General features: G+C 65.6%; 20 protein-coding genes. 12 read left to right on the forward strand and 8 right to left on the reverse strand.

Annotated elements, in window-relative coordinates; genetic code table 11:
- Positions 1 to 16: 16 nt before the first annotated feature.
- From recF to ACILRJ_RS01915, 7 genes are all read left to right on the forward strand, one after another.
- Positions 17 to 1,093 (forward strand): DNA replication/repair protein RecF, encoded by a 1,077-nt coding sequence (gene recF, locus ACILRJ_RS01885; RefSeq protein ID WP_395679795.1) that lies wholly within the window; start codon positions 17 to 19, stop codon positions 1,091 to 1,093.
- Between the two features lie 68 nt (positions 1,094 to 1,161).
- Positions 1,162 to 3,570 carry a DNA topoisomerase (ATP-hydrolyzing) subunit B gene (gene gyrB, locus ACILRJ_RS01890; protein WP_395679797.1) on the forward strand — a complete coding sequence of 803 codons (2,409 nt, stop codon included), beginning with the start codon at positions 1,162 to 1,164 and terminating at the stop codon, positions 3,568 to 3,570.
- Positions 3,571 to 3,728: 158 nt separating this feature from the next.
- Positions 3,729 to 5,003, forward strand: a complete 1,275-nt coding sequence (locus ACILRJ_RS01895; protein WP_395679799.1) for a tetratricopeptide repeat protein — start codon at positions 3,729 to 3,731, stop codon at positions 5,001 to 5,003.
- Between the two features lie 242 nt (positions 5,004 to 5,245).
- On the forward strand, positions 5,246 to 5,902 hold the full coding sequence (locus tag ACILRJ_RS01900; protein WP_395679801.1) for an energy transducer TonB: 657 nt from the start codon (positions 5,246 to 5,248) through the stop codon (positions 5,900 to 5,902).
- A 93-nt stretch (positions 5,903 to 5,995) separates the two neighbouring features.
- On the forward strand, positions 5,996 to 6,709 hold the full coding sequence (locus ACILRJ_RS01905) for a MotA/TolQ/ExbB proton channel family protein (protein ID WP_395679803.1): 714 nt from the start codon (positions 5,996 to 5,998) through the stop codon (positions 6,707 to 6,709).
- A 3-nt stretch (positions 6,710 to 6,712) separates the two neighbouring features.
- On the forward strand, positions 6,713 to 7,129 hold the full coding sequence (locus ACILRJ_RS01910; RefSeq protein WP_395679805.1) for an ExbD/TolR family protein: 417 nt from the start codon (positions 6,713 to 6,715) through the stop codon (positions 7,127 to 7,129).
- Positions 7,130 to 7,379: 250 nt separating this feature from the next.
- Positions 7,380 to 7,781 carry an ExbD/TolR family protein gene (locus tag ACILRJ_RS01915; RefSeq protein WP_395679807.1) on the forward strand — a complete coding sequence of 134 codons (402 nt, stop codon included), beginning with the start codon at positions 7,380 to 7,382 and terminating at the stop codon, positions 7,779 to 7,781.
- A 17-nt stretch (positions 7,782 to 7,798) separates the two neighbouring features.
- Here ACILRJ_RS01915 and ACILRJ_RS01920 read toward each other — a convergent pair whose 3' ends face one another.
- The 7 genes from ACILRJ_RS01920 to ACILRJ_RS01950 form a co-directional block, all read right to left on the reverse strand.
- Entirely contained in the window at positions 7,799 to 8,563 is a 765-nt protein-coding gene (locus ACILRJ_RS01920) for a pyridoxine 5'-phosphate synthase (RefSeq protein WP_395679809.1), read from the reverse strand.
- Between the two features lie 154 nt (positions 8,564 to 8,717).
- Positions 8,718 to 9,713 carry a PDZ domain-containing protein gene (locus tag ACILRJ_RS01925; RefSeq protein ID WP_395679811.1) on the reverse strand — a complete coding sequence of 332 codons (996 nt, stop codon included), beginning with the start codon at positions 9,711 to 9,713 and terminating at the stop codon, positions 8,718 to 8,720.
- A 19-nt stretch (positions 9,714 to 9,732) separates the two neighbouring features.
- On the reverse strand, positions 9,733 to 10,203 hold the full coding sequence (locus ACILRJ_RS01930; protein WP_395679813.1) for a hypothetical protein: 471 nt from the start codon (positions 10,201 to 10,203) through the stop codon (positions 9,733 to 9,735).
- The gene (locus ACILRJ_RS01935) at positions 10,196 to 10,792 is read right to left on the reverse strand and encodes an RNA polymerase sigma factor (RefSeq protein WP_395679815.1); all 597 of its coding nucleotides are present in this window, start codon (positions 10,790 to 10,792) and stop codon (positions 10,196 to 10,198) included. Before ACILRJ_RS01935 ends, ACILRJ_RS01930 begins: the two co-directional genes overlap by 8 nt.
- Before the next feature lie 47 nt (positions 10,793 to 10,839).
- A complete protein-coding gene (locus ACILRJ_RS01940; protein ID WP_395679817.1) occupies positions 10,840 to 11,451 on the reverse strand; it encodes a 4'-phosphopantetheinyl transferase family protein in 612 nt (203 codons plus the stop codon).
- A 180-nt stretch (positions 11,452 to 11,631) separates the two neighbouring features.
- Positions 11,632 to 11,889 (reverse strand): GlsB/YeaQ/YmgE family stress response membrane protein, encoded by a 258-nt coding sequence (locus tag ACILRJ_RS01945; RefSeq protein ID WP_395679819.1) that lies wholly within the window; start codon positions 11,887 to 11,889, stop codon positions 11,632 to 11,634.
- 87 nt (positions 11,890 to 11,976) lie between these two features.
- Positions 11,977 to 12,264 carry a hypothetical protein gene (locus tag ACILRJ_RS01950; protein ID WP_395679821.1) on the reverse strand — a complete coding sequence of 96 codons (288 nt, stop codon included), beginning with the start codon at positions 12,262 to 12,264 and terminating at the stop codon, positions 11,977 to 11,979.
- 122 nt (positions 12,265 to 12,386) lie between these two features.
- On the opposite strand from ACILRJ_RS01950, the gene ACILRJ_RS01955 reads away from it, so the two are divergent.
- Positions 12,387 to 12,980, forward strand: a complete 594-nt coding sequence (locus ACILRJ_RS01955; RefSeq protein ID WP_395679823.1) for a DUF4126 domain-containing protein — start codon at positions 12,387 to 12,389, stop codon at positions 12,978 to 12,980.
- 10 nt (positions 12,981 to 12,990) lie between these two features.
- Here ACILRJ_RS01955 and ACILRJ_RS01960 read toward each other — a convergent pair whose 3' ends face one another.
- Positions 12,991 to 14,037, reverse strand: a complete 1,047-nt coding sequence (locus ACILRJ_RS01960) for a LysR family transcriptional regulator (RefSeq protein ID WP_395679825.1) — start codon at positions 14,035 to 14,037, stop codon at positions 12,991 to 12,993.
- 121 nt (positions 14,038 to 14,158) lie between these two features.
- Here ACILRJ_RS01960 and aceB point away from each other — a divergent pair, with 121 nt between their 5' ends.
- The 4 genes from aceB to ACILRJ_RS01980 all read left to right on the forward strand — a co-directional run bounded on the left by aceB (position 14,159) and on the right by ACILRJ_RS01980 (position 21,527).
- On the forward strand, positions 14,159 to 15,763 hold the full coding sequence (gene aceB, locus ACILRJ_RS01965; RefSeq protein WP_395679827.1) for a malate synthase A: 1,605 nt from the start codon (positions 14,159 to 14,161) through the stop codon (positions 15,761 to 15,763).
- Between the two features lie 61 nt (positions 15,764 to 15,824).
- Positions 15,825 to 17,129 carry an isocitrate lyase gene (gene aceA, locus ACILRJ_RS01970; protein WP_395679829.1) on the forward strand — a complete coding sequence of 435 codons (1,305 nt, stop codon included), beginning with the start codon at positions 15,825 to 15,827 and terminating at the stop codon, positions 17,127 to 17,129.
- A gap of 557 nt (positions 17,130 to 17,686) precedes the next feature.
- Positions 17,687 to 18,742 (forward strand): diguanylate cyclase domain-containing protein, encoded by a 1,056-nt coding sequence (locus ACILRJ_RS01975; protein ID WP_395679831.1) that lies wholly within the window; start codon positions 17,687 to 17,689, stop codon positions 18,740 to 18,742.
- A gap of 145 nt (positions 18,743 to 18,887) precedes the next feature.
- Complete coding sequence (locus tag ACILRJ_RS01980; RefSeq protein WP_395679833.1) at positions 18,888 to 21,527, forward strand: putative peptide modification system cyclase; 2,640 nt, start codon at positions 18,888 to 18,890, stop codon at positions 21,525 to 21,527.
- The last annotated feature ends 1 nt before the right edge of the window (position 21,528 follow it).

Consider the following 21,528-nt stretch of genomic DNA (forward strand, 5'->3'; position numbering starts at 1 on the left):
CTGTGGGGCGAGCGGCGTGAGGATTCGCAGCCTGCGGATTGCGAACTTTCGCCTGATCGAAAGCGGCGAGGTCGAGTTTGCCCCCGACTGGAACGTGTTCGTCGGCGGTAATGGGGCCGGCAAGACGACCTTGCTGGAAGCCGCGTTCCTCTTGTCTCACGGGCGCTCGTTCCGTTCGACCGCGCGGGACAGCCTGTCCCGCGAAGGCAGCCCCGGGTTTTCGGTTTTCGGCGACCTTGCGCGGGCGACCGCCGATGAACGCGTTGGGCTTTCGCGCAGCCAGCGCAAGCTCGAGGCCCGCCTCAATGGTGCTGCGATCGCAATCGGTGACCTGATGCGTCACACCGCGGTTGTCTGTTTCGAGCCTGGCTCTCATGAGCTGATCAGCGGCGGGTCGGACGAGCGCAGACGCTACCTTGATTGGGGCGTGTTCCACGTGGAACAGGATTTCCTTTCGGTATGGCGCCGCTACCAGCGCGCGCTCCGCCAACGCAACGTGCTGTTGCGTCAGGCCGCCGCCGAATCCGAAGTTGAGCCATGGAGCGTCGAGCTGGCGATCGCAGCGACGTCCCTGACGGCGCAACGCCGAGTGTATTTCGACCTATTGCGATCTCATGTGACCGACTATCTCGGCGAATTTCTGCCCGAACTCGGCGAGGCGGCGTTGGCGTTCGATCCAGGGTTCGATGAAGAGCTCGATCTGGCCGAGGTGCTGGCGGCGACGATTGATCGGGACCGAGCGCGCGGCTACACCGGCGCAGGCCCGCACCGAGCCGACTGGTCCGTGACGTTCGTGGGCGCCCGGCGCAGGGAGTACCTCTCGCGCGGGCAGGAGAAGCTTTGCGCGTTCGCGCTGGTGTTGGGACAGGCGCGCCAGTTCGCCAGCCGGTTTGGTGAATGGCCGATCGTGTGTCTCGATGATCTCGCGTCGGAGGTCGACGCGGAGCATCTGCGGCGGATCCTCGACGCGGTCGACCGGACCGAGGCCCAGGTGCTGCTGACCGGCACGGAGGAGCCGCGCGATCTCGCCGGGGTGCGCCGGCCCGTTGCGCGGTTCCACGTGGAACAAGGGCGTGCCGCGCGGCTGCTATAATCCGTGGATTCAACTGTTGACTGCCGGCATGCCCCGTGGCACGCCGGATTTGCCGTGCCGGAGACCGAATGACCGACCAATACGATTCAAGCAAGATCAAGGTCTTGAAGGGGCTCGAAGCCGTCCGCAAGCGTCCTGGCATGTACATCGGCGACACGGACGACGGCACCGGTCTGCACCACATGGTGTTCGAAGTCGTTGACAACTCGATCGACGAAGCGCTCGCGGGTTACTGTGACCACGTCGTGGTGACCATCCATACCGACGGCTCGGTCAGCGTCGAGGACAACGGCCGCGGCATTCCGGTCGGCATCCAGGAAGAAGAGGGGCGTTCCGCGGCCGAAGTCGTCATGACCGTGCTCCACGCCGGCGGCAAGTTCGACGACAACAGCTACAAGGTCTCTGGCGGTCTGCATGGCGTCGGCGTTTCGGTGGTCAACGCCCTGTCCGATCACCTGTGGTTGACGATCTATCGCGACGGCCACGAGCACCATCAGGAATACGCCCTCGGCGAGCCGCTCTTCCCGTTGAAGGTGGTTGGTCCGTCGACCCGCCGCGGCACGACGGTGCGCTTCCACCCAAGCCTCGGAACGTTTTCCCAGATCGAATTCCACTATGACATCCTTGCCAAGCGCTTGCGTGAGCTCTCGTTCCTCAATTCCGGCGTCAAGATCGAGCTGACCGACGAGCGCAGCGACAAGCGTGATGTCTTTGAATATGAAGGCGGAATCCGCTCGTTCGTCGAGCATCTGGCCCAGCTGAAGACGCCGCTGCACGCGCGCGTGGTGAATTTCAGCGCGCAGCACGAGGGCACCACGGTCGACGTCGCAATGCAGTGGACCGACGCGTACCAGGAAACCGTCTTCTGTTTCACCAACAACATCCCGCAGCGCGATGGCGGCACCCACCTGGCCGGCTTCCGCGGGGCTCTCACGCGGACGCTGTCGAATTACATCGAGACGGCCGGTCTGCAGAAGACCGCGAAGGTCGCGCTGTCCGGTGACGACATGCGCGAAGGCCTCATCGCGGTCCTGTCCGTCAAGGTGCCGGATCCGAAGTTTTCGTCGCAGACCAAGGACAAGCTCGTTTCGAGCGAGGTCAAGGGTGTCGTCGAATCGATCGTCAACCAGAAGCTCGAGGAATTCCTGCTCGAGAATCCCGCCGAGGCGCGAGCGATCGCAGCCAAGGTCGTCGACGCGGCGCGTGCTCGCGAAGCAGCGCGCAAGGCGCGCGAGATGACCCGACGCAAGGGCGCGCTCGATATCGCGGGTCTGCCCGGAAAGCTTGCGGACTGCCAGGAAAAGGATCCGGCGCTTTCCGAACTGTTCATCGTCGAGGGCGATTCCGCCGGCGGTTCGGCGAAGCAGGGCAGGAACCGCAAGAACCAGGCGATCCTGCCGCTCAAGGGCAAGATCCTCAATGTCGAACGCGCGCGCTTCGACCGCATGCTCGGCTCGGCCGAAGTCGGCACCCTGATCACCGCACTCGGCACTGGCATCGGCAAGGACGAGTTCAACGTCGACAAGCTGCGCTACCACCGCATCATCATCATGACCGACGCGGACGTCGATGGTTCGCACATCCGCACGCTGCTGCTGACGTTCTTCTACCGCCAGATGCCGTCCCTGATCGAGCGCGGCCACATCTACATCGGCCTGCCGCCTCTATACAAGTTGAAACAGGGAAAACAGGAAATTTACCTGAAGGACGACGCGGCGCTGAACACCTACCTGATTTCCAACGCGGTCGATGGCGCCGAGCTCGCCTACGCGCCGGATGCGCCGGCGGTGACCGGCACCGGCCTCGAGAAATTGATGGCGCTGTACCGCGCCGCGCTCGACCAGATCGAGCGGCTGGCTTTCCGATTCGACGGCGCGTTCCTGCGTGCGCTGCTGGATGCGCCGTTCGCCGCGGATGCCTGGAACGACGAGTCCGCGCTGCAGGCGTGGATCGAGCGGCTGTCGGCAACGCTCGCGAGTTCCGGCCTCGGCAAGCCGCGCTACTCGCTGCGCATCCAGCCGGGCGGTCCGGAGCACGCGCAGTCGCTGGTCATCGAACGGGACCAGCACGGCCTGCGCCACACCCAGGTCCTGCCGGCGAAGTTCCTCGCGTCACCCGAGTTCCGACCGATCGTCGAAGCCGCAGGCCAGCTCGCCGGCCTGATCCAGCCCGGTGCGCTGGTGCGTCGGGGTGGCAAGAGCCTCGCGGTGGGCGGATTCGGTGCGGCCTACGAGTGGTTGATGGACGAGGCCAAGCGGGGTCGGACCATCCAGCGCTTCAAGGGTCTCGGCGAAATGAACCCGGAGCAACTGTGGGACACCACGGTGAACCCGGATACGCGGCGCCTGCTGCAGGTCAGCATCGAGGATGCGGTCGCGGCGGATCAGATCTTCTCGACCCTGATGGGCGACGTGGTCGAGCCACGGCGTGAATTCATCGAGCAGAACGCCTTGCGGGTCGCCAACCTCGACGTCTGACCCTTCCGCCGCACGCGATGGATGCTGCCACGCAACATCCATCGCGTTCGATTGCCGGCTTGTGTCCTTCGCAGGCTCGGCGGTACCCTCAATGCCCTCGTTTTCGTCACCCGCGCGGTAGACGACAACCTTCGTATGTCCCAGTGGGGTGAATCGTCATGAAGCTCTCGAAGTGGCTCCTGGTCGGCGTGTGCAGCGTCGGCCTCGCATGCAGCGCCGGCGTGTTCGCGAAAGACAAGAACGAGGCGAACAAGTATCCGAACGCCACGCGCCAAGACCCCAAGGTCAGCATGTCGTCGAAGGACCAGACGCTGCTCAACAAGGCCGCTGACCTCGTCAATGACGGAAAGTCGGCCGACGCGCAGCCGATGATCGAGAAGGTTCTCGGCAACAGCGGCTCGAGCGCGTACGCGCAGGCGTTTGCGCACCAGCTGACGGCGCAGGTCTACTACGATCAGGAAAAGGGCGCGCAAGCGATCGAGGAATACAAGAAGGCGATCGCATTCGACGCGTTGCCGAACGACGCGCAGTTCCAGCTGATCTACGCACTCGCGCAGACGCAATTGCAGGAAGAGAAGTACCAGGATGCGCTCGCCACGCTGGCCGACTGGGAAAAGCAGACCGGCACGCAGAGCGCCGACGAACAGGCCCTCAAAGCCAACGCCTACTACCGTACCGAGCAGTTCCAGCCGGCGATCGACACGATGAAGAAGGCGATGTCGATGACCGACAAGCCGAGTGACAGCTGGTCGCAGATCCTGATGGCGAGCTACTTCGAACTGAACCAGTACGACCAGGCCGCCGAACTTCTCAAAGGCCAGCTCGCAAAGGATCCAAACAACAAGAAGCTGATCAACCAGCTCGCGACGGTCTACATACAGGGCGACAAGGATCAGCTGGCGCTCGAACTGATGGCCAAGGCAAAGGCCCAGGGCTTGGTCACGACTAACGACGACTATGTCCAGCTCGCGAAGATGTACGCAGCGGCCGACAAGCCCAAGGATGCCGCTGCCACGCTCAAGGAAGGTTTCGGCAAGAACGCGCTGCAGCCCACCTACGACAACTACAAGCTGCTGGGCGACGTCTGTACCCAGAGCGAGGATGACGCCTGCGCGATCGAGGGTTATGGCAAGGCATCGCCGATGGCCAAGGACGGCAACGTCGACTACCAGCTCGGCTACCTAATGTTCTACGCCGACAAATCGAAAGATGCGGTCGACGCCCTGAGCCGGGCCATTTCACGCGGCAGCCTGCGTCAGGAAGGCGAAGCCTACCTGCTGCGCGGCGACGCCGAGAACGACCTTGGGCAGGGCGCGGCGGCGACGGCCGACTGGCAGAAGGCCGCGGGTTTCGCCAGCACCAAGTCGATGGCCGAGCAGCGCCTCAAGGCGGCCAAGGGTGGCGTAAAGATCAATCGCGCCAAGAAGAAATAGCCGCGCGCCGGAAAGCCGACGCAACCCCGCTGTGCTCGTCCTGACGTTGCAACCTTTCGTGTTACCGGAAAAACGACACACAACTCCATGATCGGCCGTCGATCGAGCAATGCAAACGCTTGTCGTAAGGGCATCGCCTGTTGTACCTTGGCCTGCTCTTGCGCCAGCGCTCCCGGGGAAGGGAACGAGCGTCGGCATCGATCGGGCGACCGCACAGACTCAATTTTCGTTGGTCAATACTGATGGCTGATACCAATCAATCTGGCGGCGACTCTTTCAGCTGGCGACGCGTAACAGCGTTTGCCAGCGCGTTCGCGCTGCACGTTTTTGCATTCGCGATGATGATGGCGCCGGTTGCACCGCCGCCCGCGAAGGACAAGGCCGTCGACAAGAAGGTCACGGTCGAGTTCATCGAACCGCCGCCACCGCCGCCGCCGCCGCCGCCGCCGCCGCCGGAGCCGCCGAAGAAGCCGCCGCCGAAGGTGATCGAGAAAGTGTTGCCGCCGCCGAAGGCGCCGCCGCCGCCACCGGCTCCGCCGATCGTGGAGGAGGCGTCTCCGATGTCGGTCCCGGCCGCACCGCCGGCACCACCCGCGCCGCCACCGCCGCCGGAAGACATCGCGCCGAGCGAAAACATCAGCTACCGTAAGATGCGTCCGCCGCGGTACCCGCCGATGGCTGCGCGTCAGCATCAGGAAGGCAAGGTCCTTCTGAAGGTGTTGGTTGGCGTCGACGGCTCGCCACAGGAAGTGACGGTCGAGAAGTCCAGCGGCTCGCGCCTGCTGGATCAGGCAGCCATCGAAGCCGTCAAGACCTGGAAATTCAATCCAGGTTCAAAGGGTGGCAGACCCGCGCCCGGGTATGCCTTGGTTCCCATTGATTTCCATTTGTCCGAATAGGGTAGCGCCATGCAGCAAGATGCCTCTCAGACCCCCGCAGCGGCTCAGCCTGCTGTCGTTCCCCCTCCTGGCGGTGGCGGCAATGCCGCGGCCATGAGCCAGATGGGTTTCCACGACCTGATCCAGAACTTCGACCTGCTTGGCTGGATCGTGTTCGTGACCCTCTGCGTCATGTCGATCTCGTCGATCTACTTCGTGGTCGCGAACTTCCTGCGCAACAGCATGATTCGTGCGCGCATGGAGAAGGTCATCAATACGTTCTGGGATACGCCGTCCGCGCAGGACGCCGTGCGCTTCCTCGAGGACCAGCCGAAAGGCGAACCGTTCTCGAAGATCGCACTCGACGCCGCACAGGCCGCCGCGCACCACCAGCGCAACGAAGGCAGCCGCCTCGTCGAAGCCCTCAACCGCTCCGAGTTCATCGACCGCTCGCTGCGCCAGGCCGTCGCGCGCGAAAGCCTGCGCCTCGAAGGTGGCATGACCGTGCTCGCCACGGTTGGTTCGTCGGCACCGTTCGTCGGCCTGCTTGGCACCGTGTGGGGCATCTACCACGCGCTGATCAAGATCGCCGCGTCGGGCAACGCTTCCATGGAAGCGGTGGCGGGTCCGGTCGGCGAAGCGCTGATCATGACCGCGTTCGGTCTGTTCGTCGCGATCCCGGCGGTGCTTGCGTACAACTTCTTCGTGCGTCAGAACCGCGTGATCTACGCGCGCTTCGACGAGTTCGCGCACGACCTGCATGATTTCTTCGCAACGGGTTCGCGCGTCGACAGCGGCGCAGTTCCGGTTGCCGCAGCGAGGAAGTAAGCCATGGCAATGAGTACGGGTGGTTCGGGCGGCGGCCCGATGGCGGAAATCAACGTCACGCCGCTCGTCGACGTGATGCTGGTGCTGCTGATCATCTTCATGATCACGGCACCGCTGATGTCTCACAAGATCCGGATCGACCTGCCACAGGCCAATCCGAACGTGGTCGACCAGCCCCAACCGGAGCCGCTCGATCTCGCGATCAAGGAAAACGGCGACTTGTTCCTCAACGACGAGCCGGTGACCGACGCGATCCTTCAGTCGCAGCTGCGCGTCGCGGCACAGAAGAACCCGCAGCCGGAGTTGCAGATCCGCGCCGACAAGCCGACGCAGTGGCAGAAGATCGCCACCGTGATGGCCGAGGCGAAGTCGGTAGGCATGGTCAAACTGGGCTTCATGACGACTGGCGGCAACGAATAGCGGGCGTTTGGAACAAGCAGCAAGACCAGAAAAGGCGCCATGGCAACATGGCGCCTTTTTTAATGTCCATGGGTGGACGGCAAAACGGAAATGCAGGAACCATTTCCGTTGTACCCCACGCTGCCGCGCGGATCGAAGGATGATGGCCCAGCCCGGGTCAGCCGTTCGCCTGGCGGTACAGATTGCGCGCTCGCATGCTGCGGGCGTAGGCTGGGACCGCGGAGATCGAACCGCGAAACGGAGAACCGGTATGACCACCGATGCGTTCCGTTCCCATGCCGCACGTGCCGAAATCAACGTCACGCCGCTGATCGACGTGCTGCTCGCCCTCGTCGTGATCATGATCGTCGCCGCGCCGATGGCGCTGCACCGCCTGCCGCTGCCCGGCGATTCGCACCGCCAGACGGCACCGCCGCGGACGCTCGCGCTGTCGATCCTTTCCACGGGCGAGCTCTACCTCGGCGGCATCTCGATGAGCCGCGCGCAGCTCGCCCGCACGCTGTCGGCCGAAGCGCTCGTCATGCCGCCGCCATCGCTCGAAATCCGCTCCGACGCGGACACGCCCTACGAGAAGGTCGCCGATGCGCTTGCACTGGCGCACGGCAGCGGGCTTGGTGCGATCAGCATCCTCGACGCACGCGCACAACCGTGACGCGCGGACCCCGCTGATCAGCCGGCAGCGAGAATCGCGAGGTAGGCACGCACGGTCGGCGCGAGTCCGTCATACAAGGCCTCGCCAATCAAGGCGTGGCCGATCGAGACTTCGGCGAGGAACGGAATCGCCTGTTTCAGTGCGCCGAGGTTGCGCTGGTTGAGATCGTGTCCGGCGTTGACGCCGAGCCCGGCTGCGCACGCCCGCTCGGCCGTGCGCACGCAGTCGGCGAGTGCGGCAGCGTAGTCGCCGCCAGCGAACGCGTTTGCATACGGCTCGGTGTAAATCTCTATGCGATCCGCGCCGATCTCCGCTGCACGCTCGACGTCGGCGCAACCGGCGTCGATGAACAGGCTGACGCGGCAACCGATCGCCTTCAGCTCGCGCACCAGAGGCATCAGCCGCGCCGCATCCTGCGCGAGGTCGAAGCCGTGGTCGGAGGTGATCTGTGCGTCCCCATCCGGAACCAAGGTCGCTTGCGCCGGACGAGCGGCGCGCACCAGTTCGATGAAACCCGGATAGTTTCCGCGTGGCGGTGCAAACGGATTGCCTTCGAGATTGTACTCGACCGCTGTCGCCGAGCCGTCCGACCGAAGCATCGCACCGACGCGCAAAACATCGTCGACGCGGATGTGTCGCTGGTCCGGTCGCGGGTGCACTGTGATGCCGTGGCAGCCGGCATCGATGGCGACGCGCGCGGCCTTGAGCGGATCGGGTTCGGCATGTCCGCGCGAATTGCGCAGCACGGCGATCTTGTTGATGTTGACGCTGAGGGCGGTCATTGCGGGATGATCGCCGAACGCCACGAGCCTGTCGAACGAATGTGGATTCGACGGCACATCACGGGCTCGGCGGCGTCTCCACATTTCTCGCTGCCGCGAGCTGCGATTACCGCGAACGCTCGGAACGTATCAGCAGGCGAGCGCCGCGCTTCGCTCAGCGACAGCTCTCGCTGATCTGCTTCCACGCCACCGGCGACCAGTACGCGCCATCCTTCCAATCGCCACGCCTGGCGTCGTCGAGATGCGCCGCGATCAGGCTGGTGGTGTCCGGCGCCACCTCGACCTCGATCGTCTTGTAGTGGCTCGCGCTCGGACCGGAGTTGCGCAGGCGGTCATTGAACGGCAGGTAGCGGCTGTCGATCAGCTCGGCCACCTTGACCGTGTGTCGACCGGCAGCAACGCGAAACGAGTGCGATCCCTGCGGTCCCGGCGCCACGCCATCGATGCTGATGATCTTCGCGGCATGCAGGCCCTGCTGATGTGGCGCGACGTCAAAATCGCTGATGCGACCACAACCGCTGTTCGGGCCGGAACCGTCCGCCGAGGCGACCAGCTCACCGTCGCCGATGGTCAGCCGCATCGCCGGCAGCTGGATGCTCGACAAGGTGCCGTTCAACGACAGCGTGCGATCGTCGCGACGCACGTCGAAGCCGAGCGCGCCGCCATTCGGCAACGCTTCGATGGTCCCGCGCAGCAGCGCCGCCGCAGCATCGGACTCGGCCAGCGAGCGGCCGTTGACCGCGACCAGCACGTCGCCACTGCGCACGCCCATCTTCTGCGCGGCACCGCCGGGCGTGATCGCCAGCACATGCACGCCGTCGCGGTCCTTGCGCGCGCTGTCGACCAGCACGCCGAGGTTGCTAACTTGCTGTGCCGGCGTTTCGATGGCGAGGTGGATGTCCCCCGGGCCCGCGTTGCCGAACGCGCCGCTCTCGATCAATTCGGTCATCACCGCGCGCAGCTCAGCGCGCACTCGTTGTTCGACACCGACGCTGGCGCCCGCTTCGCTGGCCAACATCGCGCCGGTCGAGGTCGCCGTCAGCGGCGCCGGCGCTTGCGCGTACGCACCGCCGACCGCAGTGAGCGCGAGTGCAAGCGCCGAGACCAGGTGCGCGTGCCGCAATCGGGTACCACCGGAAAGACTGTTCATCTCGTCACCTCACCTTCGATCATATCTGCGTGATGCTGTCGCCGCGATCGCCCGCACCACGGCGCAACCCGTCGATCATTCCGCGCAGCGCGCGATTTCGCTGCTGCCACAGCGGGGAAAGCTCCTCGGCGCCGGCGCCGCGGTCGTAAGCGGCCTGCAGCTGCGCGTCGATTGCACGCAAATGCGTCCCGCCCATGCTGGCCGCATGGTCACCTGCAAGGCCCGCCCACTCCTGTTCGAGTACGCGGGACTGTTCCTGCACCGTGCCGTGCCCGCCGTCGTCCGGGATCGCGCGGCGCAACCCGGGAGCGATCAGCACGAGTGCGAGCATCGCCGCGGCGGCGGCGCCGAGCACACCCGCGGCCTGCCAGCGTCGACGCGCGACGCGCTGCTGCTGGCGCGCGACGATGCGCGGCCACAACGCCGGATCCGGATTGAATTCCGGCAATCGGGATGGATCGAAGCGGCCGCGGCGGCCGAACTCATTCATGCTCATGCTCTCCGGCATCGATGCCTGCTTCATCGCCGAGGCGCTTCAACGCGCGCGCCAGGATCGATTTTGAATAACTCTCGCTTTGACCGAACAGGTCCGCGAGTTCCTTGTGGGTGTAGCCCTCGACTTCGTGCAGCACCACCACCGCGCGCGCGCGCGCGGGCAAGCGCTGCAGCAGCGACCACGCATCCACGCCGTCCTCGGCATCCGTCGAAGCCGCCGGCAACGCATCGAACAGCGCGTCGACATCCTCGTCGCGAAAGCGTTGTCGCGAACGCAGCACGTCGATCGTCGCGTTCGCGGTCAGGCGCTTGAGCCAGGCACCGAACGGCGCGTCGCCGCGAAACCCGCGCACGGTCGCGAACATCTTGAGGAACACCTCCTGCACGATGTCCTCGGCCGCGCTCGGCTCGCCGAGCACGCGCAGCGCGAGCGTGTAGCAGGCGCCGGAAAACCGCTGGTAGATCGTCGCAAACGCCGCCATCTCGCCGCGTTGGGCGCGCTCGAGGACACGCCGATCGAGCGACTGTCCAAAGCCGGTACCTCCGGTTGGCGCCTCCACGTAGCTGGTCTGTCCGTCTGCCATTCCTGCAAAAGGACGGCCAGGCGGGTCCGAGCGTCGCGCGTCGCCGGTCACGGCGCCAGCCGAAACAGGTTCAACTCGCGCGGCGGACCGCGCCAGGCGATGCTGCCGGTGAGTCCGGGCGCCGGCGTGAACCGGCGTACCTGCCACTCGTCGGGTCGCCCCGCCTCGGGCGCCATCCGGCATGGCGGTCCGGCTTGTCCGTCCGGATCCAGCGCGAATTCAACCCGGTCGAGGCCGAAGGAAAGGCCCTTACCGAGCGCCTTCAGGACCGCCTCCTTGTGCGTCCAAAGATGCAGGAATGCCGCCGACCGCTTGTCCGGTGTCAGCCGCGCCAGCGCCGCGCTTTCCCCCGCGGAAAAAAAACGTTTCGCCAGGCCGGCGGACGGATTGCGCGCGTATTCCTCGATGTCGACGCCGAGCGCCTGATTGCGCGCGAACGCGAGCGCCACGTGCTTTCCGGCATGGCTGAGGTTGAAGTCCAGCCATGGCAGCGCGGGCACGAACGGCTTGCCGTGGTGCCCGATCGCGATCTCGAACGCCGCCGCGCCGGCATACTCGCGCAGCAGCCGCTCAAGCGCCGCGCGCGCGGCGACACGCACGGCACGCGCGTTTCCGGCGCCCGTGTCCAGCATCCACAGGTCGATCGCGCGTTCGAGCACCGGCGCGGATTCGCGGCCACCTCGAGCGGGAGAATCGGACCCGGGGCCGTCATCACTTGTCATCGCGCGGGGAGCAACTCGACACGCGTCGTTGTTGCCGCGTCGCCGGCTTCCCGGCCATGCATGGGTGTAAAAAGGCCGGCTCGCGCCGGCCCGTTGCTGGTCAGTCGTGGCACGGTCTCACGTCGCGCGTTTGAGCAATCCGATCAACACCAGCAGGACAATCGCGCCGATCATCGCATTGATGATTGCGGCGATCATGCCGCCCCCAATGGCGAGTCCGATACGTGGCAGCAGGAAGCCTGCGAGGAAGGCGCCGACGATGCCGACGACGATATTTCCGATCAGACCGAAGCCGTGGCCTTTGACGATTTGGCCGGCCAGCCAGCCGGCAACGGCACCAACGACGAGGAAGATGAGCAGCGATTCAAGGGTCACGCGAACCTCCGGCAGGGAGTCGCCCAATGCGACGGCCCGATTGTGCGTCCATACCGTCGGCCAAGCATGATGCACTGCGGCGAAGGATCAACTGCCCTGCGGCGGATCGATCGGCGCCGCGGCGGCTCGCGCTGGCGGCGCGGCGGGCGTCGGACGAACGGGCGGCTTGCGCATCGCCATCATGTCCTCGCGCGAGGCCATCGCCAGTTCGGGCCGCGAGCTGGCGGCGATCCGACTAGCGGCGAGCGAACCGATGAAGCCGATGAAACCGACCAGGGCGATCAGCATGGCGATCGCGAGCAGTGCTGCATTGTGGGTGGTGAACACGACGATGGTTCCGAGTATCGTCATGCCGAGCAGGATCCAGCGAGCCATCATGCACCTGCGGAAGATGGGGAAATCGCAGAGCGCAAAGTTAGCAGAACCGCCGTCGCCCTGCTGCGCCGCCAGTCGGCAAGATCGCACCGCAGCCCCGACATCAGCAACCCGAAAAAGCCATGGATTCACTCTCGCAACTCGCACTCGCCGGCGGCCTCGCCTGGGCCAGCGGCATTCGACTGTACGTGACGATCCTCGTCGTCGGCCTGCTCGGCCGCTACGGGTATCTGCACCTGCCGGACTCGTTGCTCGTGTTGCAGCACACCTGGGTACTCGTGGCTGCCGGGGTCATGACCGCCGGCGAGTTCCTTGCCGACAAGGTGCCGGCGTTCGATTCCCTTTGGGACGCGCTGCACACCTTCATCCGCATTCCGGCCGGCGCGTTCCTCGCATGGGGCGCAATGGGTGACGCGACGCCCGCCGCGCAGATGGCCGCGGCTATCGTCGGTGGCCTGATCACCAGCGGCACGCATCTGGCGAAGAGTGGCAGCCGCGCCGCCATCAACACCTCGCCGGAGCCGTTCACGAACTGGACCGCCAGCGCGAGCGAGGACGGCCTCGTCCTCGGCGGCCTGTGGCTCGCGATCGCGCATCCGTTCGCCTTCCTCGTCGCGCTGGTACTATTCCTGTGCCTGATCGCGTGGCTGCTGCCGAAGGTGTTCCGTTACGTTGCGCGGATTTTCCGGCGCCTGGCTCCCAGCCCCAGTCCCTAGCCCGAGCCTGTCAGCGCTCCGAGTGGCCTGCTTCCCAGTAGTCGCGGCGCGTGAACAGTCCGGGCCGAACCAGATCGACAAAGGCCTGTGCCTCGGTGCTCAGGTACTTGCCCTTGCGTACGACGACGCCATAGCTGCGCTGCGGAAAGTACGCGCTCATGTTGCGCACCGCGAGCCGCGCATGATCGTCCTCGCCGATGCAGATGCCGGTGACGATCGAGATGCCCATACCGAGCGCGACGTATTGCTTGATGACTTCCCATCCGCCGACCTCGATCGCGACGTGGAACGGCACCTTGCGCTGCTGGAAGATCAAGTCGACCAGGCGATACGTGGTCAGGCGCTGCGGCGGCAGGATAAGGCCGTACGGTGACAGATCCTCGAGCCGCACTTCGCGCCGTCGCGCGAGCGCGTGGTCCGGCGGCATGATCAGGATCGGGTCGTATGCCTGCACCGCTTCGTAGCTGAGGTCGTTCGGCACGTCGAGCATCGAGCCGACCGCGAAGTCGACCTGGTCGGAGCGCAGCAGCGCGAGACCATCCTTGCCGGTGACGTTGTGCAGTTGCAGCTTCACCCCCGGGTGCTGTTCGCGGAACGCGGCAACGAACGGCGGCAGCAGGTACTGGATCGTCGAGGTGCCCGCGGCGATGTGCAGCTCGCCGCCGGACAGACCGGCCTGTGACGCGCGAAAGCGCTGGTCGAGCTGGTCGAGGCCTTCAACCAGTGGCAGGGCGAGGTCGTACAGGGCCTGGCCCTCGCGCGTCGGGGCTACGCGCCGCCGCCGGCGCTCGATCAGGGTCGCACCCAGTTCCTGTTCGAGCGCGCGCAGCTGCAGGCTGACCGACGGCTGCGACAGGAACAGCGCTTCCGCCGCGCGCGACAGCGTGCCGAGCTTCACGATCATGCAGAACGCGCGCAACTGCTTGAGTCGACTGCCTTTGTAGTAGAAGCGCGGGGTTGCGGCAGGGTTCTTCACCGCGTCGAGGGCGGCGCCGCCGCCGCCGCGCGGCGTTGGCCGTTTGCGGTTGCCGGCGGCGCGACTCGCGTTGGTCTTCATGGCGCAGATTCAATCAGTTGTCGAGTGACTTGACAATATCAATACATCAGATTGAAAGGTTTGCTTTGTCAAAGTCAGATGTTCCCGCATAGGCTTGCCGCATTGCATCACCGGAGCCGCCATGAACGTCGTACGCGAGGACATCCCACCCCAGGCCGTCGTCATGGCCGCCCTGCAGACGCGCCATGCGAACCTGCTCGGCCCTGCCGCGCTGGCCTTTCTGGTCGATCTTCACGAGCGCTTCGATGCGCGGCGGCAGGCCCTGCTGGAAGCACGGCGCCAGCGCCAGGCACGCTTCGACGCGGGTGCGCTGCCCGACTTCCTGCCGGAAACGCGTGCGCTGCGGGAAGCCGACTGGCGCGTCGCGCCGATCCCGCCCGCGCTGCAGGATCGTCGCGTCGAGATCACCGGACCGGTCGATCGCAAGATGATCATCAACGCGCTCAACTCCTGCGCAAAGGTGTTCATGGCCGATTTCGAGGACTCGACCGCGCCGTCGTTCGCCAATCTCGTCGACGGTCAGCTCAACCTGCGCGACGCGGTCGCCGGCACGATCGACTACACCGCGCCCGATGGTCGTCGCTATGTCGTCTCGAACGATCCCGCGGTGCTGGTAGTGCGGCCGCGCGGCTGGCACCTGCCGGAACGCCACCTGCAGATCCGCGGCCAGGCGATCGCCGGCGCGCTGTTCGACTTCGGCCTTTTCGTGTTCCACAACGCGCGTGCGCTGCAGGCGCGCGACCGGGGTCCGTACTTCTACCTGCCAAAGCTGGAAAGCCATCACGAAGCGGCGTTGTGGAACGACGTGATGGACCACGTCGAGGCCGTGCTCGGCCTGCCGCAGGGTGCGATCAAGGTGACCGTGCTGATCGAGACCCTGCCCGCCGTGTTCGAGATGGACGAAATCCTGCATGCGCTGCGCACGCGCATCACCGGTCTCAACTGCGGCCGCTGGGACTACATCTTCTCGTACCTCAAGACATTGCGCGGCCATCGCGATCGGGTATTGCCGGAGCGCGGCCAGGTGACCATGACAGTGCCTTTCCTCAAGCACTACAGCGAGCTCCTGATCCGTACCTGCCATCGGCGCGGCGCGTTCGCGATGGGCGGCATGGCCGCGCAGATCCCGATCAACCGAGACGCCGCCGCCAACGAGGCTGCCATGGCGAAAGTGCGCGCCGACAAGTTGCGCGAAGTGACCGCCGGGCACGACGGTACCTGGGTCGCGCATCCGGCGCTGGTCGCGGTTGCGCGTGAGGTGTTCGACGAACACATGCCGATGGCGAACCAGGTGCACATCGCGCGCAGCGACGTCGTTGCCGATCGCGACACCCTGCTCGCGCCCAGCACCGGCGGCATCACGCGCGCCGGTTTCGATGGCAACGTCGAGATCTGCCTGCGCTACCTCGCCGCGTGGATCGACGGCCAGGGCTGCGTGCCGATCAACCATCTCATGGAAGACGCCGCGACCGCGGAGATCTCGCGCGCGCAATTGTGGCAATGGCTGCATCGCGATGGTGCGGAAGGGGCGCGCTTCGATGACGGCGCACCGATCGACCTCGACACTTTCGACGCCGCGCTGGCCGCCGCGCGCATGCGCCTGGCCGCGACCGCGATGCCAGGCCAAGCACGCGTCGGCGAAGCCGCCGACCTGCTCGCGCGCCTGACGCATGCCGCCACGCTCGCCGATTTCCTCACGCTCGAGGCGTACCCGCTCCTGCAATGACCGCCGTTCCCCCAGCCGCCAGCCCCAGCCCTCAGCTTCAGCCATTTCCCAAGGATCCGCCATGAAGACGCAACAGCCGACCGCCGAACAGATCAAGCTGGACTGGAGCAACAACCCGCGTTGGCACGGCGTCGTGCGCAACTACACTGCCGAGGACGTCGTGCGTCTGCGTGGCAGCGTGCACGTCGAGCATTCGCTCGCGCGGCTCGGCGCCGAGAAGTTGTGGACCTCGCTGCGCAACGAGCCGTTCGTCAACGCGCTCGGCGCGTTGACCGGCAACCAGGCGATGCAGCAGGTCAAGGCTGGCCTCAAGGCGATCTATCTTTCCGGCTGGCAGGTTGCCGCCGACGCGAACGTCGCCGGCGAGATGTATCCGGACCAGTCGCTGTATCCGGCCAACTCGGTGCCGCTGGTGGTCAAGCGCATCAACAACACCTTGCTGCGCGCGGACCAGATCGCGCATGCGGAAGGCAATGACAGCGTCGATTACCTTCAGCCGATCGTGGCCGACGCCGAGGCGGGTTTCGGCGGCGTGCTCAACGCGTTCGAACTGATGAAGGCGATGATCGAGGCCGGCGCCGCCGGCGTGCACTTCGAGGACCAGCTCGCGAGCGTGAAGAAGTGTGGCCACATGGGTGGGAAGGTGCTGGTGCCGACGCGCGAGGCGGTCGAGAAACTCAATGCCGCGCGCCTCGCCGCCGATGTCTGCGGCGTGCCGACCCTGCTCGTCGCACGCACAGACGCCGAGGCGGCCGACCTGCTTACGTCGGATGTCGACGACAATGACAAGCCGTTCACCACGGGTGAACGCACCGTCGAAGGCTTCTACAAGACGCGCAACGGCCTCGATCAGGCGATCAGTCGCGGGCTCGCCTACGCGCCGTACGCCGACCTGGTCTGGTGCGAGACCGGCAAACCGGACCTCGCATTCGCGCGCGCGTTCGCCGAAGCGATCCACGCGAGGTATCCCGGCAAGCTGCTCGCCTACAACTGCAGCCCGAGCTTCAACTGGAAGAAGAACCTCGACGACGCCACCATCGCGAAGTTCCAGAAGGAGCTCGCTGCGATGGGCTACCGCTTCCAGTTCATCACGCTGGCCGGGTTCCATGCGCTGAACTATTCGATGTTCAACCTCGCCCACGGCTATGCGCGCCGCCAGATGAGTGCATTCGTCGAGCTGCAGGAGGCCGAGTTCGCCGCCGCCGACCGCGGCTTCACCGCGGTCAAGCACCAGCGCGAGGTCGGTACCGGTTACTTCGACGCGGTGACCCAGACGGTGCAGCAGGGCCAGTCCTCGACCACCGCGCTGAAGGGCTCCACCGAGGAGGAACAGTTCCACGGCGACCCGGCCGCGCGCGCCGCCTGAGCCTTGCCGTGGGGAGTGGCCCTGCAGGAGCGCACGCTTTGGTGATGCGCTTCCGCGGAGAAGGAACCCTCAGCCCTGACACAGGCACACCGAACCACCGCAGGGCGGTGGCTCGGGTGTTTCCGGGAGAGAGGGCCGGAAGGTGCAGCCGACCGGCATCGGAACTGGGCGGGAGAGAGGGAACCCGTGGCCGCTGGGGAGTGAGCCGTGGGTCTGCCGTTCCGATGCCGGCGGTGCCCTGGTGAACACCGCGAGAGCGGCGGCCTGAACCAGGGCGGCTGGCAGTTCAAGCATCAGCAAGAACCGTGCCGCACAGGTCCAGCATCGCGCTGGCACATGACAGGAGGACGAAACAGGGCAGCGGACCGTCGCCGTGAGACACCGGTCACGGAATCCGTCCTACGCGTCGCCTGCCACCCTACCTACGCGCATGGCGGCATTGGCGCACATGCGGAATAGCTGTTTTCTTACGACGCCGGTTGTCACTACATGCCAGCCCCTTCGCTACATGGGGTACCATGAATGAACAGGCCGAGAGCCCCACGGGGGAGGTTCGAGTGTCCAGCGAGAAGGCAGAGTCGACCAGCGAGCTGGCGCAGGTATTGAGCGCCGCGCCAATGCGTCCGGCGTTGCTGCCGCGACAGCTGTCCGACGAGGAATTCGCGCTGTTCGCGCGAGCCGGTTCGGCACGTCAGGTCGGTCAGGGCGAGATCATCTTTCGCCGCGGCGAACTCGGTCGCAGCATGTTCATCGTCGAGTCCGGCCAGGTCCAGCTCGAGTTCGGCGACGGCCTGCCGGACAAGGTGATCGGCGCGCGCGAATTCTTCGGCGAGCTGGTGCTGTTCATCGGCAGCCATACGCGCGTCGCGAACGCGCTGGCACTCGGCCCGGCCACGCTGCGCATCGTCGACCAGGAAACCTTCGAAAAGCTGGTCGCGAGCGAATCGCGCCTGCTCGCGCAATTCATGCGTCGCTCGTTCTCCTATCTAGTCGCCAGCGAGCAGCAGCTGATCCAGAGCCTCAAGCGCCGCAACGAGGACCTCATGGTCACGCTGGACTCGCTGCGCCAGACGCGCACCCAGTTGTCGACCGCACAGCGGCTCGTCCAGACGGACGAATTGTCCGGTCTGTGCAACCGGCGCGGTCTGTACATGTTCCTCGAAAGGCTCGACGAACATCGCCTGCCCGGCACCGTGCTCGCCCTGCTGCTGGTCGACCTCGACCGCTTCAAGCAGATCAACGACCGCTGCGGCCACCTCGTCGGCGACCAGGTGTTGCGTGCGATCGCCGAGGAAGTGCAGAACGCGGCCTCCTCGGTCGATGTGCCGTGTCGCCTCGGCGGCGACGAGTTCGCGTTGCTGATGCAGGTTACCGGCGAAGAGGAGTTGCGCGCGCGCGCCACCCAGATCATCAGTTCGGTGCGCGCACTGCGCTTTCCCGGTACCAAGGACCGGTTGAGCGTGTCGGTCAGCATCGGCGGCAGCATGTGCGGCGAGCAATCCGACTGGGCGGTCTGGTACAGCGATGCGGATGCAGCCCTGTACGAAGCGAAAGGTCGTGGTGGCGATGGCTATCACGTGGCGGTGCATCCGCCGCTGCATTGCGTCGTCTGAGCGAGAGTCCTGCGCAGGCAGGGAAACCGATACGGGTGCGGGCGCGAACCGCCGCATCGACCGCACAAGGACCGGCGTCGTCGCCTGACGCGCCTCGCCGGACCGCGAAGCGCAGGCGCGAGCTGCGCTGCAGGGCGACCAGGGCATGAACGCATTGGCACAACCGGCGGGACCGATCGCACCAAGCGTCGCGATTCCCCTGCTGCGCACGCTCGTGCTGTGCGACCTGGTCGATTCCACCGCGCTGACCGAGCGCCTCGGCGACCAGCGCGCGGCCGACCTGTTCCGCAAACATGATCGCCTCGCGCGTGCGTTGTTGCCCATCCACGGCGGCCGCGAGATCGACAAGACCGACGGCTTCCTGCTGATGTTCGAACGCCCGCTGCAAGCGGTCGCGTTCGCGCTCGACTACCAGCGCGCGTTGCGTGAACTGAATGCGGCCGAGGGCAGCACCCTCGCAGCGCGCGTCGGCATCCATGTCGGGGATGTCGTCGCCTGGGACAACAGTCCCGAAGACATCGCGCGCGGCGCCAAGCCATTCGAGATCGAAGGCCTCGTCAAGCCGATCACTTCGCGCCTGATGCAGCTTGCGCTGCCGAAGCAGATTCTCCTGTCCGGCGTCGCGCATGCGCTGGCACACCGCGCGCAGGGCGAACTTGGCGAGCGGCTGGAGACGGTACGCTGGCGCACGCACGGCCGTTACCGCTTCAAGGGCATCCCGGACCCGATTCCGGTATTCGAGGTTGGCGACGAAGGGTTCGCGCCGCTGAAGGCGCCACCGTGGTCGGGCAAGGCGCATCGCGAGGTGCCGTTCTGGCGTCGCCCGGCCACCCTTGGCATCGAGTTCGCCGCCGTGCTCGCGCTGCTTGTCGCGCCGGCGTGGTACCTGTTGAAACCCGCGCCCGCGATTGCCTTCGCGCAGCGCGACTGGGTCGTCGTCGGTGACCTCAGGAACCTCACTGGCGACACGAGTTTCGACGCCTCGGTACAGGCCGCGTTCCGCATCGGTCTCGAGCAGTCACGCTACGTCAATGTGCTGTCGACCCTGAAGGCGCGAGAAACAGTCCAGCGGATGCAGCGCGACCCGGAGAAGACCCCGGTCGACCGCGCAGTCGGTGCCGAGATCGCGATCCGCGATGGCGCACGCGCCGTGATACTGCCGACAATTGCGGAAATCGGCGGTCGGGTGCGCGTGACCGCCGAGGTGGTCGATCCTCAGACCCAGACCACGGTGTATTCCGAATCCGCCGACGGCATCGGCGCGGAATCCGTGCTGCCTTCGCTGGACGCGGTAAATCAGAAGTTGCGCGTGCGCCTGGGCGAAGCCCTGGCTACCGTGTCGAAGGAGTCGCGGCCGCTGGACCAGGTGACGACGAAGAACCTCGATGCGCTGCGCGCGTATTCGCTTGGGGTAGAGGCGAGCATCCGGAACAACATGAAGGAGGCCTCATCGCTCTTCCGGCAGGCGCTCCAATTCGATCCTCAATTCGCGCTGGCGCGCATCAATTTGGGCGAGTGTCTTGCCTATGCGGGGGATAACTCCGGCGCCACGGCGGAGATGCGCAAGGCAGCGTCCGCGGAAAACCTGACGCCTCGTGACGCGCTGTATGCCAAGGCGTGGCTGGCGAATTTCGAGAATCCGCGCGCCGCTCTCGAGGACTGGCAAGTGCTTGCGCGGCTCTATCCGGATTTTCCGCGCGCGAGCGGCGCCCTGGGATTCTTCCAGTACCAGGCCGCCAACGACTTTTCCGCGGCGATTGCTGCAACCGAACAGAATGCCGTCAATACGAATCCGCGGCGCGGCGTTGCAGATTATCTGCTCGGTGTACTGTACTTGGGCGATGGCCGTTATGCCGAGGCCCAACGACGCTTCGATCAGGCCGAAGCGAATGGGTTCAAGACGCAGAACGTGTATCGCGCGTACCTGTTCGCGGCTCAGCGTGATTTCACCAAGGCATCCACGTTGTTGTCACAAGGCACGAAAAGCGGGCTCGATAGCGAAGACGCGGAATTGCAACGCGCGCGCGCGCTGCTTTCACTCGATCGAGGAGACTGGGACGCTGCGCTGGCCGAGTTTGCGGGATCGCGCGAAGTCGATGTGGCGGACGACTCCGATCGGCAGATCACGAAGCTGATGCTGCATTCATTGAGCGATACGCCAGCCGAATTCAAGGTTCGTGCATCGACTTACTTGCGAGAGTGGTCATCGATGCCAAGCGCGCATCGCGAAAGCGACACGGGCCAATTCAAACTGTTGCTTGCCGCTTACCTTTCCGCTCGCGCCGGGGCGATGCCACTGGCAGCCACTGCCCTCGATCGTGTGACCGCGCAGAGTCGAAGCGGCGACTATCCATATCTGGTGAGCCTGCTCAGGGTCGTCGAGGCCGAGCTGGCACGCGCAGGCGGCGATGCGAAGAAGTCCATTTCAATGCTCGGAGCGACCGTGGATGGCCGCGAATATTATTTGACGCATCGGGCGCTGATGGACGCGTACGCCGCGACGAATGACTACGCGCACGCACTGCGTGAGTCGCATTGGTTGGCCGAACATCGCGGCCGCGCGTACGCCGAGCAGTTTGGACAGGCGACGCTCAATCCGCTCAATGTTGCATTGGCGAACCTGGCGCTGCTGGATGCGGCAGAGTTCGCCAGTGCACAAAAGAACCTGCCCGCCTCGCGCGAGGCACTCGGCGGTTTCCGCAAAGCTTGGCCGAACGCGGACAAACTGCCGTTCCTCAAACAGCGGCTCGAGGCGCTGAGCGAAGCCTATCGCGCGGCGCACTGAG

Origin of the sequence: Dokdonella sp. (genome assembly GCF_044227025.1) — a bacterium.
Lineage (GTDB): Bacteria > Pseudomonadota > Gammaproteobacteria > Xanthomonadales > Rhodanobacteraceae > Dokdonella_A.